Annotated in this window: 12 protein-coding genes; 7 read left to right on the forward strand and 5 right to left on the reverse strand. The window is 70.3% G+C overall.

Features of this window, described 5'->3' with window-relative positions; all coding sequences use genetic code 11:
• Positions 1-275: 275 nt before the first annotated feature.
• The 4 genes from FHS23_RS15435 (at position 276) to FHS23_RS15450 (ending at position 3,169) form a co-directional block, all read left to right on the forward strand.
• Positions 276-1,502 (forward strand): threonine synthase, encoded by a 1,227-nt coding sequence (locus FHS23_RS15435; protein WP_183655359.1) that lies wholly within the window; start codon positions 276-278, stop codon positions 1,500-1,502.
• A 29-nt stretch (positions 1,503-1,531) separates the two neighbouring features.
• On the forward strand, positions 1,532-2,185 hold the full coding sequence (locus tag FHS23_RS23775; protein ID WP_183655361.1) for an FCD domain-containing protein: 654 nt from the start codon (positions 1,532-1,534) through the stop codon (positions 2,183-2,185).
• 30 nt (positions 2,186-2,215) lie between these two features.
• Complete coding sequence (locus tag FHS23_RS15445) at positions 2,216-2,368, forward strand: hypothetical protein (RefSeq protein WP_183655364.1); 153 nt, start codon at positions 2,216-2,218, stop codon at positions 2,366-2,368.
• 450 nt (positions 2,369-2,818) lie between these two features.
• Positions 2,819-3,169, forward strand: coding sequence for a hypothetical protein (locus tag FHS23_RS15450; RefSeq protein WP_183655367.1), 351 nt, complete (start codon positions 2,819-2,821; stop codon positions 3,167-3,169).
• 42 nt (positions 3,170-3,211) lie between these two features.
• On the opposite strand, the gene FHS23_RS15455 is transcribed toward FHS23_RS15450, so the two are convergent.
• From FHS23_RS15455 to benA, 5 genes are all read right to left on the reverse strand, one after another.
• On the reverse strand, positions 3,212-6,022 hold the full coding sequence (locus FHS23_RS15455; RefSeq protein WP_343053969.1) for a helix-turn-helix transcriptional regulator: 2,811 nt from the start codon (positions 6,020-6,022) through the stop codon (positions 3,212-3,214).
• 127 nt (positions 6,023-6,149) lie between these two features.
• Positions 6,150-7,475: an MFS transporter gene (locus FHS23_RS15460; RefSeq protein WP_183655370.1), complete on the reverse strand. Its 1,326-nt coding sequence runs from the start codon at positions 7,473-7,475 to the stop codon at positions 6,150-6,152.
• Positions 7,476-7,679: 204 nt separating this feature from the next.
• On the reverse strand, positions 7,680-10,499 hold the full coding sequence (benC, locus tag FHS23_RS23610) for a benzoate 1,2-dioxygenase electron transfer component BenC (protein WP_343053970.1): 2,820 nt from the start codon (positions 10,497-10,499) through the stop codon (positions 7,680-7,682).
• 198 nt (positions 10,500-10,697) lie between these two features.
• On the reverse strand, positions 10,698-11,243 hold the full coding sequence (benB, locus tag FHS23_RS15470) for a benzoate 1,2-dioxygenase small subunit (protein ID WP_183655377.1): 546 nt from the start codon (positions 11,241-11,243) through the stop codon (positions 10,698-10,700).
• A gap of 41 nt (positions 11,244-11,284) precedes the next feature.
• Positions 11,285-12,652 (reverse strand): benzoate 1,2-dioxygenase large subunit, encoded by a 1,368-nt coding sequence (benA, locus tag FHS23_RS15475; RefSeq protein ID WP_183655380.1) that lies wholly within the window; start codon positions 12,650-12,652, stop codon positions 11,285-11,287.
• A gap of 237 nt (positions 12,653-12,889) precedes the next feature.
• Between benA and FHS23_RS15480 the strand changes: the two genes are divergently transcribed.
• From FHS23_RS15480 to catA, 3 genes are read left to right on the forward strand one after another with little or no spacing between them, the layout of a single operon-like run.
• The gene (locus FHS23_RS15480) at positions 12,890-13,825 is read left to right on the forward strand and encodes a LysR family transcriptional regulator (RefSeq protein ID WP_183655383.1); all 936 of its coding nucleotides are present in this window, start codon (positions 12,890-12,892) and stop codon (positions 13,823-13,825) included.
• A complete protein-coding gene (locus FHS23_RS15485) occupies positions 13,822-14,925 on the forward strand; it encodes a mandelate racemase/muconate lactonizing enzyme family protein (protein WP_183655386.1) in 1,104 nt (367 codons plus the stop codon). Before FHS23_RS15480 ends, FHS23_RS15485 begins: the two co-directional genes overlap by 4 nt.
• A 52-nt stretch (positions 14,926-14,977) precedes the next feature.
• Positions 14,978-15,844 carry a catechol 1,2-dioxygenase gene (gene catA / locus FHS23_RS15490; protein ID WP_183655390.1) on the forward strand — a complete coding sequence of 289 codons (867 nt, stop codon included), beginning with the start codon at positions 14,978-14,980 and terminating at the stop codon, positions 15,842-15,844.
• The last annotated feature ends 495 nt before the right edge of the window (positions 15,845-16,339 follow it).

The raw sequence follows: 16,339 nt of genomic DNA on the forward strand, positions 1-16,339 counted from the left end.
TCGGATGCGCGTGTCCCGCACTCCGGCACGGGTGTTCTGCACTTCGGCACGGCCGCCGCGCGAGTGACGTCCCGCCCGGCGGCGAACGCGTCCTCGTGCGGCGGCGTTCTCCCACCGCGCCGTTCTCCCACTGCGCCGTCCTCCCACGGCGCCCTTCCCTCCTGCGTCCGCCACGACCGCCGCCGGCCGACGTAATTCCTCGTCGCCGTCGTTGACGACCGGTTGTTTTGGATCCAAACTGACCGGGATTCTTCGGCCCGTTGCGTGGAGGCGGCATGTCGTTCTCGTCCCTCAGCCATCTCGAGTGCTCCCGTACCGGTGAGCGCGTCGACGCGGACCGGGTGGCGGGGACCTCCGTCGCGGGTGCACCGCTGTTGGCGCGGTACGACCTCGACCGCGTGCGCGAGACCGTGACGCCGCAGGACATCGCGGCGCGCAGACCCGATCTCTGGCGCTATCACGAGGTGTTGCCGGTCCGTTCGCCGGAGCACGTCGTGACACTCGGCGAAGGCATGACGCCGCTGCTGCCGACCCCGAACTTCGGCAAGCACGCGGGCGTGCCCACCCTGCTGATGAAGGACGAGGGGCTCGTGCCGACGGGCTCGTTCAAGGCACGCGGCGCGGCGGTGGGCGTCTCCCGGGCCGCGGAGCTGGGCGTGCGCGGTGTCGCGATGCCCACGAACGGCAACGCCGGTGCGGCGTGGGCGCTCTACGCGGCGCGGGCCGGCATGAAGAGCCTCATCGCGATGCCGAACGACGCGCCCTCGATCACGATGAAGGAATGCCTGTCGGCCGGCGCGGAGCTCTACCGGGTGGACGGGCTGATCGGCGACGCGGGCAAGCTCGTCGCGGCCGCGGTCGCCGAGCGGGGCGGTTACCAGGAGACCTCGACACTCAAGGAGCCCTACCGCCTCGAAGGCAAGAAGACGATGGGCTACGAGATCGCCGAGCAGCTCGGCTGGCGTATGCCCGACGTCATCCTCTACCCCACGGGCGGCGGGGTCGGCATCATCGGCATCTACAAGGCGCTCCTGGAGATGCAGGAGCTCGGCTGGATCGGCGACAAGCTGCCGCGGCTCGTCGCCGTGCAGGCCGAGGGGTGCGCACCCATCGTCGACGCGTTCGCCCGCGGCGCGCGGGAGAGCGAGCCACCCGCGGAGGCGCGCACGATCGCGTTCGGCATCACCGTCCCGAAGGCACTGGGCGATTTCCTCGTGCTGGACGCGGTCTACGCCACGGACGGAACGGCGATCGCGGTCAGCGACGAGCAGCTCCTGGCCGCGCAGCGCACGCTGACCGAACTGGACGGCACGTTCATCTGCCCCGAGGGTGCCGCGTGCTTCGCCGCGCTCGAACAACTGCGTGAGGGCGGCCAGGTCGCGGAGGGCGACGAGGTCGTCGTCCTCAACACCGGTGCGGGCATCAAGTACCCGGAGACCGTGGAACTGGACGTCCCGATGCTGGGCAGGACCGAGCCGATCCCGGCGCCGATCTCCGGCTGATCGGATCCGATCCGGGAGGGAGCCGGTAGGTGAGCGACGCGGCGGGCAGTCTCGTCCAGGCGGCGTACGACGCCGTCCGGGACGCCGTGGTGCAACGGGAGCTGCTGCCCGGGCAGCGCGTCACGGTGCGGCCGTTCGCGGAGCGGCTCGGTATCTCGCCGACGCCCGTCAAAGCGGCCCTGGCCGTCCTCGAACGCGAGGGTTTCCTCGTGGCCCGGCAGCACGCCGGATACTTCGTCGCCGAGCTCACCGCGGCCGACATGCGGGACATCTACGACCTGCGCTCGGCCGTCGACGCCCTCGCAGCGCGGGACGCCGCGCGGACCCGACCCGCGGAGCTGCTCACGCGGCTGTGGGAACTGCTCGACGGGCAGCGGTCCGCGCTCGCCGACGGCGACGTCGCCCGGTACGCGGAGCTGGACCGCGCGTTTCACACGGCGATCTGGCGGAGCTCACCGAACCGACGACTGCTCGGTGTGGCGGACCAACTGGACGCGCAGCTGCGACTCGGCCGGAACGTGACGATCACCGTGCCCGGACGTCCCGAGGCCAGCCTCGGCGAGCACACGGAAATACTCGACGCACTGGAATCGGGCGACACCGCCGCGGCCGAAGCCGCCACCCGACGACACGTCGCCCAGATCATCCGCGCACTTGAAACAGCGCTCGATTCGACATCCTGACGCCGGCACGACACTGCTACGTTGCACACCATGAAGATCAAGACCTTCTATTCGAGCAGCCCGGAGAAACTGGACCGGAAGGCCAACGAATTCATGGCCGATCCCACCGTCGAGGTCCTCGACGTCCAGATCTCCAGCAACGTATTTCTCGCCTGGGTACTGATTCGTTACAAGCTCACCTGACGGATCGCCCGAACCGGGCGGCAGATCCACAGGCCAACCCTCCCTCACGCGGAACGGGCGTTGAATTCGCACACCGCGCACACCGCGCCGAGAATCCGGTAGGCCTCGAGCGGAAACGAAACCCACGACGATTCCGGGGAATTCGGTCACCGAGACCCGGCTCACGCATTCCCGCTCACACAACTCCGCTCGCACGGCCCGCTCACACGGCCCCGCTCATACGACCTCTGAGCGGCACACTGCCGCAGGTGGAACCCCAGGAGAATGCACTCCACGCAGCCAGTCTCCCACCGGCCGACGGCCGCTGTGAGGGCAGTTCGACCCACAAATCCGGAACCCGCGAAAAGCGGGTCACATTCCCCGCTCGTTAACTCCGAATTTGTTGTCGACCCACGGCCGGAAAAGTACTACTGGAAACGCACTGCAGAACACCTTCGGAAAGGAACACTCATGCGTTTCCCTGTCATGCGTTTCGCCGCCACCGCCGCGGCCGCGGGTCTTGCCCTCACGTTGTCGGGCACCGCCGCCGCCACGGTGCCCGCGGCCGGCACGACGGCCGCTCCGCACCAGGTCGCGTGCGCCCCGGGCAGCGCCGCTGCCTGGAACCGGACGGCCGAGACCGCTCCGGTGTTCGAATTCCCGGGCACGGGCGAGGCCTTCATGTCAGTGCCGCCCGGCGGGCAGGTCTGCACGGACTACAACCGCGCGAACGGTCCCGACGGCGTATACCTGCACTTCACGGGTGACGGCCACACCGGCCCTGCCGACGGCTGGATCCACGAGCGGTTCGTCTCGCCCTGAGCCACGATCACCCCCGAGCGACGACCGTCGTGAGACGCCCGGTCACTCCGCAGCGCCCAGCCGTGCGGCCAGTTCCGACCGGGAGCGGACACCGAGCTTGCCGTAGACCCGGGTGAGGTGGAACTGCACCGTCTTCGTCGACAGGTACAGCTCGGCGGCCACCTCCCGGTTCGTCATGCCCTGCGCGACGAGCCGGGAGACGGCCTGTTCCTGAGGGGTCAGCTCGCCAGGCTCCCGTTCACTGCGGGGAACCCGCACACCGCCCGCCTTGGTCTCACGGTCGCAGCGTTCGACGTAGGTGACCGCGCCGAGAGCCGCGAACACCTCGCGCGCGGCGGTGAACGCCTCGTCGGCCTCCTTGCGTTTGCCCGCACGGCGCAGGACCTGGCCGTGAACGAACTCGATACGGGCACGGTCGTAACGCAGGGGCAGGCCCTCGAGCAGTTCGAGGGCCTCGCCGAACGCGGTCCGCGCCGCGCCGAGATCGCCCTGGGCGGCGGCGATCCTGCCGCGCGCGGCCCGGAGTCGGGCACGCGCCGACGCGGGCCCGCTTGCGGCCGCGCGCTCCTCGTGCGGGCGCAGGAAGGGGTCGGCCTCGTCGACGCGGCCGGCTGCGACGAGGGCTTGTGCGTACATGTCGGCCCACGGCCAGCGGCCCGGCTCGTCGTCGACAGAGCTGCGCGCCCACGGTTTCGTCAACGGCCGCAGCGCCCGCAGCACGCCGGCCGCGTCGGCCTTCACTTCCGCCACGAGAGCATGCGCCAGGTACGACGGCGCCTGCATGATCTCGTAGTCGCGCGGGCCGGCCTCGACACGGCGGGAGACTGTCTCGACCGCGTCCCACTCGCCGCGCAACGCGTGCACGGCCACCGCAGACCAGTGCAGCAACGGTCCGGTGACGGCGATGCCGCTACGGTCGAGCACGTCCTGCGCGGCGTGCACGGTGCGCAGTGCCTCGTCCCACTCGCCGGTGAGGAACTGGGTCCGCGCCAGCCAACCCCGCGCCCACAGGGACACCCGGGTGGATCCGCCCAGCACGGTGGTGGGCACGCCGAGTTCGAGGTCGGTGCGCGCATCGTCGAAGGCGTCGCGGCCGAGCCCCAACCAGCCGCGTCCCATGACGATCCGCTGCCACTGCGCGCCCGAGGGCACGCGGTCGGTCAGCTCGGAGTAGGCGGCTGCCGCCTCGTCACCACGGCCGGTGCCCGCGAGGCCGAGCCCGCGGATCGCCTCGGCCTCGACCGTCGTCGGGTCGTGCTCGCCCGCCAGTGCGATCGCCCGGTCCGCCCATGTCACGAGTTCCTCGGAACGGCACCGGCACAGGCAGTGCAGGACGTATCGCTGCGCGATCACCGCGGCGACGGCGGAATCGCGGTCGGGGTTGACCAGCCGCCACGCGCGGTCGAGTCGCGCCTCCGCTTCGGCGGGCCTGCCCCGCACGACGGCGAGGTACCCGAGCACCGCGTTGCGCAGCGGAGTCTCGCGCAGCCCTTCCACCTCGGGGACGAGTGCGCCTGCACCCAGGGCGTCACCCGCCCCGATCAGCGCGTCGACGGCGCGGGTCATGCGGCGTTCGCGGACGAGCCGGTCCTCGGTGAGCCTGCCCGCGTCGCTCAGCAACGACGCGGCGACCGCCCACGCGCCCTCCTCGGCGTGGTCGACGGCCAGCGCGTCGAGGCGGTCGGCGAGCTCGGCGTCGGGAACCGGGGTGGCCGCGACGAGCAGCCGGGTCCGCTGGACCGGGTCGTCGACGATGTCGGCGGCCCGCGTGCACAGTTCGGCGGCCGCGGCATGGCCGAGCGTGTCCAGCACGGCCGCGCGCACCAGAGGGTCCGCGGGCCCGAGTTCGGTGAGCCCGCGCGGGCCGGTGCGTACCAGCCCGCTGGCGCACGCCTCGTCGGCGACGTCGAGCAGCCCGCCCGGGCCGTCGCCGAGGCCCGCCAGCAACGCGACGTCCCGGACGGACGCGCCCTGGCCGAGCACGGCTGCGGCGTCGATGAGCCTGCGAGCGGGTTCCGAGCAGCGTTCCCGCGCGGCGGCCACCCGCTTGGCGACCGCTGCCGGCGCGGGCAGCTGCGGGTCGAAGCGGCGCCACGTGTCTGCGGGCACCTCGGCGAGCAGGTCCACAACGTGCGCCGGGACGCCGGACGTGTGCCGCGTCAGCTGTTCGGCCATCGCCCGGGACAGCACGGTGCCGTGGGCGTCGGCGAGGTCGGCCACCTCGCCGACGCCGAGTGCGGGCAGGTGGACGACCGTCGCGGTCGCCTGCCGCAGCACGTCGCGGTCGGTGCTGCGCGTCGCGGCGACGATCAGCAACCGCGACGTCGGGTGGTGCCGCACCGCCGAGGCCAGCGCCCGGAGCGACTCCTCGTCGACCCACTGCGCGTCGTCGACGATCAGCAGGGTCGCGGTGCCGACGTCGACGCTGCCGGTCTCGTCGTCCGAAGCCGCTTGAGTGGCCTGCGCGTTCGGGGACTCCTCGGGCTCGGTGCCGACGGTTCCGGCTTCGCCGTCGGCCTCCCTGTCACCGTCGGTGTCGGCCGGCGCGTCGGTGTCGGCCAGCGCGGCGATGCGGGCGGCGACGTCGGCGATGCCCTGCGTCGCGCCGAGGCCGCGCACCAGCTGGTCAGCGACGCCGAAGGCGCGGTCGGTCTCCCAGGACACGCCGGAACCGCGGTGGACGGGACCCTGGTGCCGGGCGGCGAGCGCCGACAGGAGCGCGGTCTTGCCGGTCCCGGCGGCACCGGTGACGACCGCGAAGCCGGCTTCCCGTGCGTTGGCCCGGCCGAGCGCACGCTCGAGCGTGTTCAGCGCGCGGGCCAGGCCGACCAGGGCGGGGGCCTCTTCGCTCACGTCCGCACTGTACCGGCCGGAACGTCCGGAACCGCCCCTCCGATCCGGTGTCGTCACGCGGCCGCGGGGCCCGGGAGCGCGCACGCCCGCCGGGCCCCGCCGAGGTTGTCTCACGGGTCTCACCCGCTCAGACCGGTTCGGGCCGGCCCACCTGTACGGTGGCCATCGCCTCCACCGCCTCGTGGGCGGGACGGGGAACCAGCAGCGTCACGAGCGCGGCGAGGAGCGCGATGCCGGCGAAGATGTAGAACGCCGCCATGCCACCGAGACCGGCGCCCACGAGCAGTCCGCCGATGACCGGCCCGCCGATGCCGCCGAGCCTTCCGAACCCGGCACACCAGGCGACGCCTGCGCCGCGTGCCCGTGTCGGGTAGTAGTTCGACACCAGGCCGTAGATCAGCACCTGGGTGCCGATCGTGCCCGTGCCCGCGACGGCCACGGCGACCAGGAGCAGGAGCAGCGGCAGGTCGAGGGGCAGGAGCGCGAGCGTGATCGCGGCGAGGACGAACGTGGTGCTGACGACGCGTTTGGCACCCGTTCTGTCGGCCCACGCCGACGCGAGCAGACCGCCCACGATCGCGCCGCCGTTGAGCACGAGCAGGAACGCCAGCGAGTAGCTCTCGCCGTAGCCGCTGGCGCCCATGATCTCCGGCAGCCACGTGTTGAGCCCGTACGTGAGCAGGAGTCCGGCGAAGCTCATCGTGCCGAGCAGCACGGTCGGCCACGCGAGCGCACGGGTGGCCAGAGCCGGGAATCCGACCCGCCCTCCGGTGGAACCGGTCTCCGGCACCAGCTGGATGCCGTTGCGCTCGGCCACGACTCGCGCCTGGTCGTGCCTGCCGCGCGAGGCGAGCCACTGCGCCGATTCGGGCAGTTTCATGAACGCGAGCGGCAACACGGTGACGATCGGCAAGGCTCCGATCCAGAACAGGCCGCGCCAGCCGATCACGTCGGTGAGCGCCAACGCCAGCAGGGAGGCGAGCACGCCGCCCGCGGGGATGCCGCTGTAGACGATCGCGTTGAGGCGGTTGCGCTGGTGGGCCGGGGCGAACTCGGCGACGATCGCGCCGACGGTGCCGACGAGCGCACCCACCCCGATGCCCGTGAAGAACCGGCCGATGCCGAACAGCATGACGCTCGTGGTCATGGCGGTGAACGCCATGCCCAGTGAGAACCACGCGAGGTTGAGCAGCATGATGCGGCGGCGGCCGACGAGGTCGCCGAACGTACCCGCGGCGAGCGCGCCGACGAGCACGCCGACGAGGGCGTAGCTGCCGAGCGCCCCGCCCTGCTGCGGGCTGATCGCGCCGAGGTGACTGGGGTCGTCGAGCAGGATGGGCAGGACGGTGCCGTACACGACCAGGTCGTAGCCGTCGAAGACCAGGGAGATCGCGGACAGGGCGACCACCCAGAAGACGGTGCGCCGGCGCTTCGTTGCGTCGGAGTCGGACATTCTGAGGCTCCCGGGGAGAGGAAAGGGATGTCGATCACTGCGGATCGGAGTACTGCGGCGCGCCGCATGGCATGACGACGGACCGCGTCGGCCCGCTGTGGCGGGCGTGGAGGAAGGATTCCGGTGCCGATCCGGCGGGGATCGCCCTGCCGGACGCGGTGTTCGACTCGCGGCGGCGGCCGTGGTGGCCGCCGCCGCGAGGGGTCAGCCCTGATCGCCTCCGGCGACGGGCACGACGGTGCCGGTGACGTAGGCGGCTTCGTCCGAGGCGAGGAACGCGATGACGGCGGCCTGTTCGTCGAGGGTGCCGTAGCGCTTCAGCAGGGAGGAGTCGACGGTCTGGTCGATGTGTGCCTGGAACCAGGCCTTCTCCTGGTCGGTCTGCGGGGTGTCCCCGCCACGCGGGATCCGGCGGGGCGGTGCTTCGGTGCCGCCCGGCGCGGTGGCCACCACCCGGATGCCGGCGTCGGCGTACTCCATGGCGAGCGATTCGGTGATCGCGTTGATCCCGCCCTTCGCCGCCGAGTACGGGATGCGGTGGATGCCGCGGCGGGCCACGGAGGAGACGTTGACGACCGTTCCCCCGCCGCGCCGCACCATCTCCGGCAGCGCGGCGCGGCACGACCACAGCGTCGTCATGAGCGAGCGGTTGATCTCGGCCTGGATCTGCTCGGCGGTGAACTCGGTGTAGGGCTTGAACCACATCGCCCCGCCGACGTTGTTGATCAGCACGTCGATGCGGCCGAACCGCTCCAGGGCCGCAGTGATCACCGCCTGCGCGCCCTCGTAGGACTCCAGGTCGGCGAGCACGGCGTGGGCGCGGCCGCCCGCCGCGACGACGTCGTCTGCGACACCGGTGACGAGGTCGGAACGGTCGGCCAGGACGACCTGGCCGCCTTCCGCGCCGATCCGCCTGGCCGCGCGTTCACCGATGCCCTGGGCCGAGCCGGTGACGACCACGACCTTGCCGTCGAACCGGCCGGGTGAGACGAACGCGGGACGCTTCGCGTGCTGGGCGTCCTTCATGGCACGCCGGGTGGTGGCCTTCGACCGTGCGGCGTGCTCGGCGACGAGCGACCGTGCGGCCTGCCGGTCACCGGCCTCGAACGCCTCGACGATGTCGAGGTGGTCCTGCGTGCACCGCGGGTCGCACCAGGTCGCTTCGCGCAGCACCTCGTCCATGTGGCCTTTGACGCCGAGTGCGCGGTAGGCCTGCAGCAGGTGGTCGTTGCCGGTGAGGGTGAACAGGTGGTCGTGGAAGGCGGCGTTGGTCTCCGTGTAGGCGGCCGCATCGACGAACCGGTCACCGTCCACATAGGGCACCGTCGCCTCGGCCAGCAGGCGGAATCCGGCCAGCTGCTGCGAGGCGAGCCTGCCGATGGTGAGTTCGACGGCCCCGAGTTCGAGCGCCTGCCGCGCGTCGAACACGGCGTCCGACTCGTGCACCGAGGGGTGTTCCTCACCGATCTCGTAGCCGTCCTCCGTCGCCGTGACCCGTGCGGCGGCCGGGGATGCGGGGCTGGGCGCAGTCGGATCGGGCGCAGTCGGATCGGGCGCAGTCGGATCGGGCACTGTGGAATCGGGTGCCGTGGGGGCCGATGTCGCGACGAGGGGGCTCATCGCTTCGTCGGCCGCGTGCATCTCCTGTCCGGCGATGGCGCGCGCGGTTCCTGCGGGCAGGAGTTCCGCGCCGGGATCGCGGTCGAGCGGCTGCCCTCCGCCGGCGGGCCAGATGGGCTGACGGGCGATGGCGCGCATGGTGTCGGCTTCGTCGTCGGCGGCACGGGCGACGGCGATCCCGGGGCCGAGCGGTTCGGCGGTGGTGCCGAGGAACGTGTCCTGGCCTGCGATGCGGCGGCCTTCGCCGGCACCGAGGGATGCGACTTCGAGGAGCGGTTCCGGTTCGAGGGCGAGGACGACGCTGTCCATGGTGGCCTCCGGTGCGGTGGTGTCGTGCCCGTCGCCGTCGTCCGTGGCGTCGGTGGCGCCCCCGGCGGTGTCGTCGGCGGTGTCGGGCGCGGCGGCGACGGCGAACTTCTCGTAGTAGATGCCGGTGGGTTCGATGCCGCGTTCGGTGAAGTGGGTGCGGACGGCCTCGACCATGGGCGGCGGGCCGCACAGGTAGACGGCGACGTCGCCGCCGTAGAGGTGTTCGTCGCGGATCAGGCTCATCACGTAGCCCTTGTTGGGCGCGCTGCTGTTCGGGTCGGAGACGACGTAGTCCCAGGTCAGCTGCGGCAGTTCGGCGGCGAGCGCGGTGATGGTGTCGAGTTCGACGACGTCGTCGTCGGTGCTGGCGCCGTAGACGAGGTGCACGGGGCGCTGGGATCCGGTGGCGACCATGGTGCGCACGATCGACAGGATCGGTGCGAGACCGGTGCCGCCTGCGAGCAGCAGCACGGGCCGGTCGGCTTCGCGGAGGAAGAAGCTGCCGTGGGGGCCGGTGAAGGTGAGCGGGTCGCCGACAGCGGCGCGGTCGGTGAGGTAGTCCGACATGACGCCGCCGGGGGCGAGTTTCATGAGGAAGGTCAGGGTCTTCTCGTCGGGCCCGTTGCTGAACGAGTACGAGCGGGTCTCGTCGGTGCCGGGTACGGCGATGTTGACGTACTGCCCGGGCAGGAAGGCGAGGTCGTCGCGCTGCGGTGTTTCGATGGTGAGCGCGACGGTGGTCGGCGAGAGCCGGTCGAGGCCGGTGATGGTGGCTTCGAAGGTGCCCGCCTCGGTCTTGGCGACCTCGGAGGTGGTGGCGATGCGGAGGACGAGGTCGGACTTGGGGGTCATGCTGCAGGGCAGCACGTAGCCTTGGGCCGCTTCGTCGTCGGTGAGGGCGTCGTCGATGTAGGTACCGCCGTCGAAGTCGCCGGATTCGCAGAGAGCCTTGCAGGTGCCGCAGGCGCCGTCACGGCAGTCGAGCGGGATGTTGATCCGCTGCCGGTACGAGGCGTCGGCGACGGTCTGGTCCGGCTCGCACGTGATGAAGCGGGTGACACCGTCCTCGAACGACAGCGCTACTTGGTGACTCACAACAGCTCCTAGGGAAAAACTCGACCCGGCGCCCGTCGCCGTTCGCGTCGGGTACATACGCCCGAGTCAGGAAATCCACGTATCCGGCGGACGCCCGCCCGGGCGGGCGTCCACGATCCGCGAACCGATCAGCAACAGCCCCGCTCGCCCACCGGCACCACCACTGGCGCCGTCAAGCAACGCAACCACTGACAGTCACTAGATGTGGTAGATGTCGACTACGTGGTGGATGTAATCGTTCTTGAGAATGACGGTCTTGCGGCGGATGAGTGGTGATTCGCCGGAGAAGTCGATCGTGTAGAACGAGGTGCCGTAGTACGGGTCGACGGTGTTGTACCGGAAGTACATGGTGTGCCAGTTGAACCGGATGTCGACGAGGTCGCCGCGGCGTTCGATGACTTCCACGTTGGTGATGTTGTGGCTGGTGCGCGGCTCGGGGATGGAGGTCGCGCTCGAGCGCTCGGTGCGGATGCGGAAGACGCGGTCTTCGAGCCCACCCTTGTTGGGGTAGTAGATGAGCGACAATTCCCGCTGGGGGTCTTCTGTGAGGTTGTCGTTGTCGTCCCAGCAGGGCATCCAGTAGACGACGTCGTCGGCGTAGCATTCGAGCCATTTCTCGAATTCGCGGTCGTCGAGGTAGCGCGCCTCGCGGTAGAGGAATTGTTCGATGTCGTTCTGGGTGATGTGTTTGGTCCGCGGAGGGGTGTCGGCTCCGTCGGTGGTGGTGTCGGCGGTGACAGTCATGTCGGAAAGCCTCCTCGTGGCTGATCGGACGGCGGGGCGCCTCAGGCGTCGCCCTTGCCGGACGCTTCCTTCTCGACGGCCGCGCGCATGGTGTCGGCCCAGTAGCCGTGCTGAACGGGGTAGAGCCCTTCGTCCTCGTTGCGCTGGCCCGCGGAGATGACGCCTTCCATGCCGAGTGCGGTGGCGACCTCGTCCGGCCCGTTCAGCCAGTGCTCGGCGCCGCGGCTCATGTCGTTCCAGGGCGCGGCGGTGGCGCGGAAGGTGAGTTGGCAGGAGCGGAACTCTTCGAGGTCGTCAGGCGTGGCCATGCCGGAGGCGTTGAAGAAGTCCTCGTACTGGCGGATGCGCCAGGCGCGCGATTCGTCGCTTTCGCCCTTGGGGGCGATGCAGTAGATCGTCACTTCGGTCTTGTCCGGTGCGATGGGGCGGAAGTGCCGGATCTGGGTGGAGAACTGGTCCATGAGGTAGACGTTCGGGTACAGGCAGAGGTTGCGGGACCCCTTGACCATGAATTCGCCCTTGGCCTCGCCGTGCTTGGCTTTGAGCTCTTCCATGCTGTCCCACAGTGGACGGTCCTGCGGGTTGCCCGCCCAGGTCCAGAGGCAGAGGTGGCCGTGGGGGAAGGACCAGTAGCCGCCGCCGGACTTGCCCCAGCTGCCTGCGTCGAGGGTCTTGGTCTCGTTCTTCGACTCGCCGGTGTTGCGGCGGGAGGTGGTGGCGGCGTAGTTCCAGTGGGTGGCGGTGACGTGGTAGCCGTCGGCGCCGTTCTCGGCCTGGACCTTCCAGTTGCCGTCGAAGGTGTAGGTGGACGCGCCGCGGAGGACCTCGAGGCCGTCGGGCGACTGGTCCACGAGCATGTCGATGACCTTCGTGGTGTCGCCGAGGTGTTCGGTCAGCGGGAGCACGTCGGCGTTGAGGCTGCCGAACAGGAAGCCTCGGTACGACTCGAACCGGGCGACCTTGGTGAGATCGTGCGAGCCGTTCTGGTCGAAGGAGTCCGGGTAGCCGGCGCCGTCCGGGTCCTTGACCTTGAGGAGTTTGCCGTCGTTACGGAACGTCCAGCCGTGGAACGGGCAGGTCAGCGTGGTGCGGTTGTCAGTCTTGCGCCGGCAGAGCATCGCACCGCGGTGGGCGCAGGCGTTGATGAGGCAGTGCAGCTCACCCTGCTTGTCGCGGGTGATCACGACGGGCTGGCGGCCGATGTAGGTCGTGAAGTAGTCGCCGGGGTTGGGCAGCTGACTTTCGTGGGCGAGGTAGATCCAGTTGCCCTCGAAGATGTGCTTCATCTCGAGTTCGAAGATCTCCTCGTCGGTGAAGATCCGCCGGTTGGCGCGGTACACACCGGCTTCGCGGTCTTCGACGACGGCGTCGGCGATCACGCCCGACACGTGGTCAAGGGTCTCGGTCATTGAGTCCTCCTGAAGCCGTTCGGCTCTGAGTCGGCGGGGTGTCCCGACTGTGACAGCGCCGTTAACGGCGGCAAACAAGGCAAATGCCGAGTCCTGACCCAGGGGGGAATTGATCGATGGTGTTTATCAATCCTGCGGCAACAAGTACTTGTCATGGATGAATGATGCTCCTTACCGTGAAGAATCGGCCCGAGTTCGCAGTCGAGGAGGCCGGTCAGCAGGGAAGGAGACGCCGCGATGGAGCTTCGCCATCTCCGCTACTTCGTCGCGGTCGCCGAGACGTGCCACTTCGGGCGGGCCGCCGAACGGTTGCGGCTGGCCCAGCCCGCGTTGTCCCACGCGATCCGCCAGCTGGAGGGCGAGCTGGGTGCGACACTGTTCGCCCGCACGACCCGCCAGGTCAGCCTGACGCCCGCAGGCGAGTTCTTCCTCGCGGAGGCGCAGCGAGTGCTCGACACCCTGGCCGACGGCATGCACGGTGTGCGCCAGATCGCGGGCGGCAGGCTCGGGCTGCTGCGCATGGGTTTCACCGGCACGGCCGCGTTCTCGCATCTGCCTCTCATCGCGCGCACGCTCAAGCGGGATCTGCCGGAGGTGGCACTCGACGTCAACGCCGACCTGCTGACGCCCGCCCAGTGCGACCTGCTCCGGTCGGGCGATCTGGATCTCGGCATCCTGCGCCCGCCGGTGCGCGGCGAGGACATCGAACTCCTCGTCGTCGAAAACGAACCGCTGATTCTGGCGGTGCCCGCCGACCACCGGCTCGCCACCGAACCCGTCGTGTCGACGCCGGACCTGCGCGCCGAGGGGTTCATCGGCTACGCGAGCAAGGATTCCGTGGTCAACGACGCCGTGACGCGCAGTTGCGAGGCCGCCGGGTTCACGCCGCAGCGCGAGCACCAGGCGGCCGGCACGGCCGTGCTGTTGTCGCTCGTGGCGGGCGGGCTGGGCATCGCGATGGTGCCGACGTCGGCACGCGCCCTGCCGCTCGAGGGCGTCGTGTTCCGCGACCTCACCGATGCCGGCAGCGTGGAACTCGCGCTCGCGTGGCACGCAGGCAACGACTCCGCCCTGGTGCGCTCCGTCGTCGACGTGCTCGAACCGGCCCTCACCTCCCCCGGCGCCGTCCCCACGGCCGCAGCCGATGCCCCGAATCCCGAGGGAAGTCCATGAAGATCACGCAGATCGAGGCGATCCCGTTCGCCATCCCGTACCGCAAGCCGCTCAAGTTCGCCTCCGGTGAGGTGCACGCGGCCGAGCACGTGCTGGTGCGGGTACACACCGACGACGGTGTCGTCGGTGTCGCCGAGGCCCCGCCTCGGCCGTTCACCTACGGCGAGACACAGACCGGCATCATCGCCGTCATCGACCAGATCTTCGCGCCGCAGTTGACCGGGTTGAGCCTGCTCGAGCGCGAGACGATGCACGCGCGGATGCACCGCACGGTCGGGAACCCGGCGGCGAAGGCCGCGGTCGACATGGCGACCTGGGACGCGCTCGGCCGCAGTCTCGACGTCGGCGTCAGCGAACTGCTCGGTGGGTACACCGACCGGATGCGGGTCTCGCACATGCTCGGGTTCGACGAGCCCGCCGCCATGGTGGCCGAGGCCGAGCGCATGCGCGACGAGTACGGCATCACGACGTTCAAGGTGAAGGTCGGCAGACGCCCCGTGTCGCTGGACACGGCCGTGGTGCGCGCGCTGCGGGAGAACCTCGGCGACGAGGTCGACCTGTACGTCGACGGCAACCGCGGCTGGACCGCCGCCGAGTCGGCCAAGGCGATGCAGCAGATGTCCGATCTGGACCTGTTGTTCGCCGAGGAGCTCTCCCCCGCCGACGACGTGCTCGGACGGCGCTGGCTGGTGTCGCAGTTGGACGTACCGTTCATCGCCGACGAGTCGGCGGTGACCGCCGCCGACGTCACCCGCGAGATCCTGGGCGGGTCGGCCACGGCGATCAACATCAAGGTCGCCCGCAGCGGGTTCACGCTCTCGCAGCGGACCCACCACCTGGCCGAGGGGCTCGGGCTCGAACTCGTGATGGGCAACCAGGTCGACGGTCAGCTCGGGTCCATGTGCACGGTCGCGTTCGGGGCGGCGTTCGAGCTCACCTCGCGACGTGCGGGCGAGCTGTCGAACTTCCTGGACATGCGCGACGACCTGCTCACCGAACCCCTGCAGATCTCGGGCGGAGAGCTGACCATCCGGCCCGGTACCGGCCTCGGCGTCGAGATCGATCCGGACAAGCTCGCCCACTACCGGCAGGACACCTGACTCCCGTGCCGCTGGGCCAGGAGTTCCCGACATCGGAATCAAGGAGGATCCCATGACCACCGTTCCCACCGAACCGACCGCCGCGGCCGCGGGCGCCAACGCCACCGCGCACTTCACGAGCGACAAGAACCCGTACGAGGCCGTCAAGGACGTCCCGCCCTCGCGCGTGGACACACTGGCCAAGCGGGTGCTGTCGGCCATCCACGACACGATCCGCGAGGAGAAGGTCACCTACGAGGAGTACAACGCGCTCAAGGCGTGGCTGATCCAGGTGGGCGAGGACGGCGAGTGGCCGCTGTTCCTCGACGTGTGGGTCGAGCACGTGGTCGAAGAGGTCGCCACGGAGCACCGCGAGGGCAGCAAGGGCACGATCGAGGGGCCGTACTACGTCCCGGATGCACCCGAGTGCGCCGTGAACGGCGTCGGCACCATCCCGATGCGCGACGACGAGCAGGGCACCAGGCTCACCTGGACCGGCACCGTCACCGCGACGGACGGCACGCCGCTGGAGAACGCGAAGGTCGAGCTGTGGCACGCCGACAACGACGGGTTCTACAGCCAGTTCGAGCCGAGCCAGCCGCAGTGGAACCTACGCGGCACGTTCTCCGTCGGTGAGGGCGGCCGGTTCGAGATCACCACGATCCAGCCCGCGCCCTACCAGATCCCGACGGACGGCTCGTGCGGCAAGCTCATCGCCGCCGCGGGCTGGCACGCCTGGCGCCCGGCCCACCTGCACGTGAAGGTCTCCGCGCCGGGCTACGAGCTGCTGACCGCGCAGCTGTACTTCCCGGGCGACGAGCACAACGACGACGACATCGCCTCGGCGGTGAAGCCGGAGCTGATCCTCGACCCGAAACCGGTGGGCGACGGCACGGCCACGGTCGACTACGGCTTCGTCCTCGACCCGGCGAAGGGCTGACGCACGACCCGACTCGGCCCCGGCACTTCTCGCACGTGCCGGGGCCGAGTCGGGTTCAGGGTCGGCCGCCGTTCACCGGAGCCCGGCGGCCACCCACACGGTGCGTCGCGCTAGCCCACAGAGAGCAGTGATATCGCGGGGCGTGAACGTTGCACCGCCGAGCCGGACCGGAACAGGCGAGTGACCGGTACGGACCCGATTCCTAGCGTGGATCGGGTGGCCAACCGCAAGCGATTGCCCAGTAACCAGTACGCATGCCGTAACTGTGGAGGCGCGCACGTCTACGGGTCGCAGCGTGGGTACGAGTGCGGCCGGGTCGCGCGCCGGTCCTCGGCCGAACCCCGCTCGCGTGCGTCGAGCCACCGCCCGAACTGGACGACCGGCAGGCCGACTTCGGGCCACCCGGTCCCGTCGGGGAGTTCACCCACGGTCACGCCGACGCGGCACACACCGGCCGCGGTCGCGGCCACTCCTCCCCAGCGACGACGCGCTCGG

The sequence above is a fragment of the Prauserella isguenensis genome, from assembly GCF_014191605.1.
Taxonomy (GTDB): Bacteria; Actinomycetota; Actinomycetes; order Mycobacteriales; family Pseudonocardiaceae; genus Prauserella; species Prauserella isguenensis.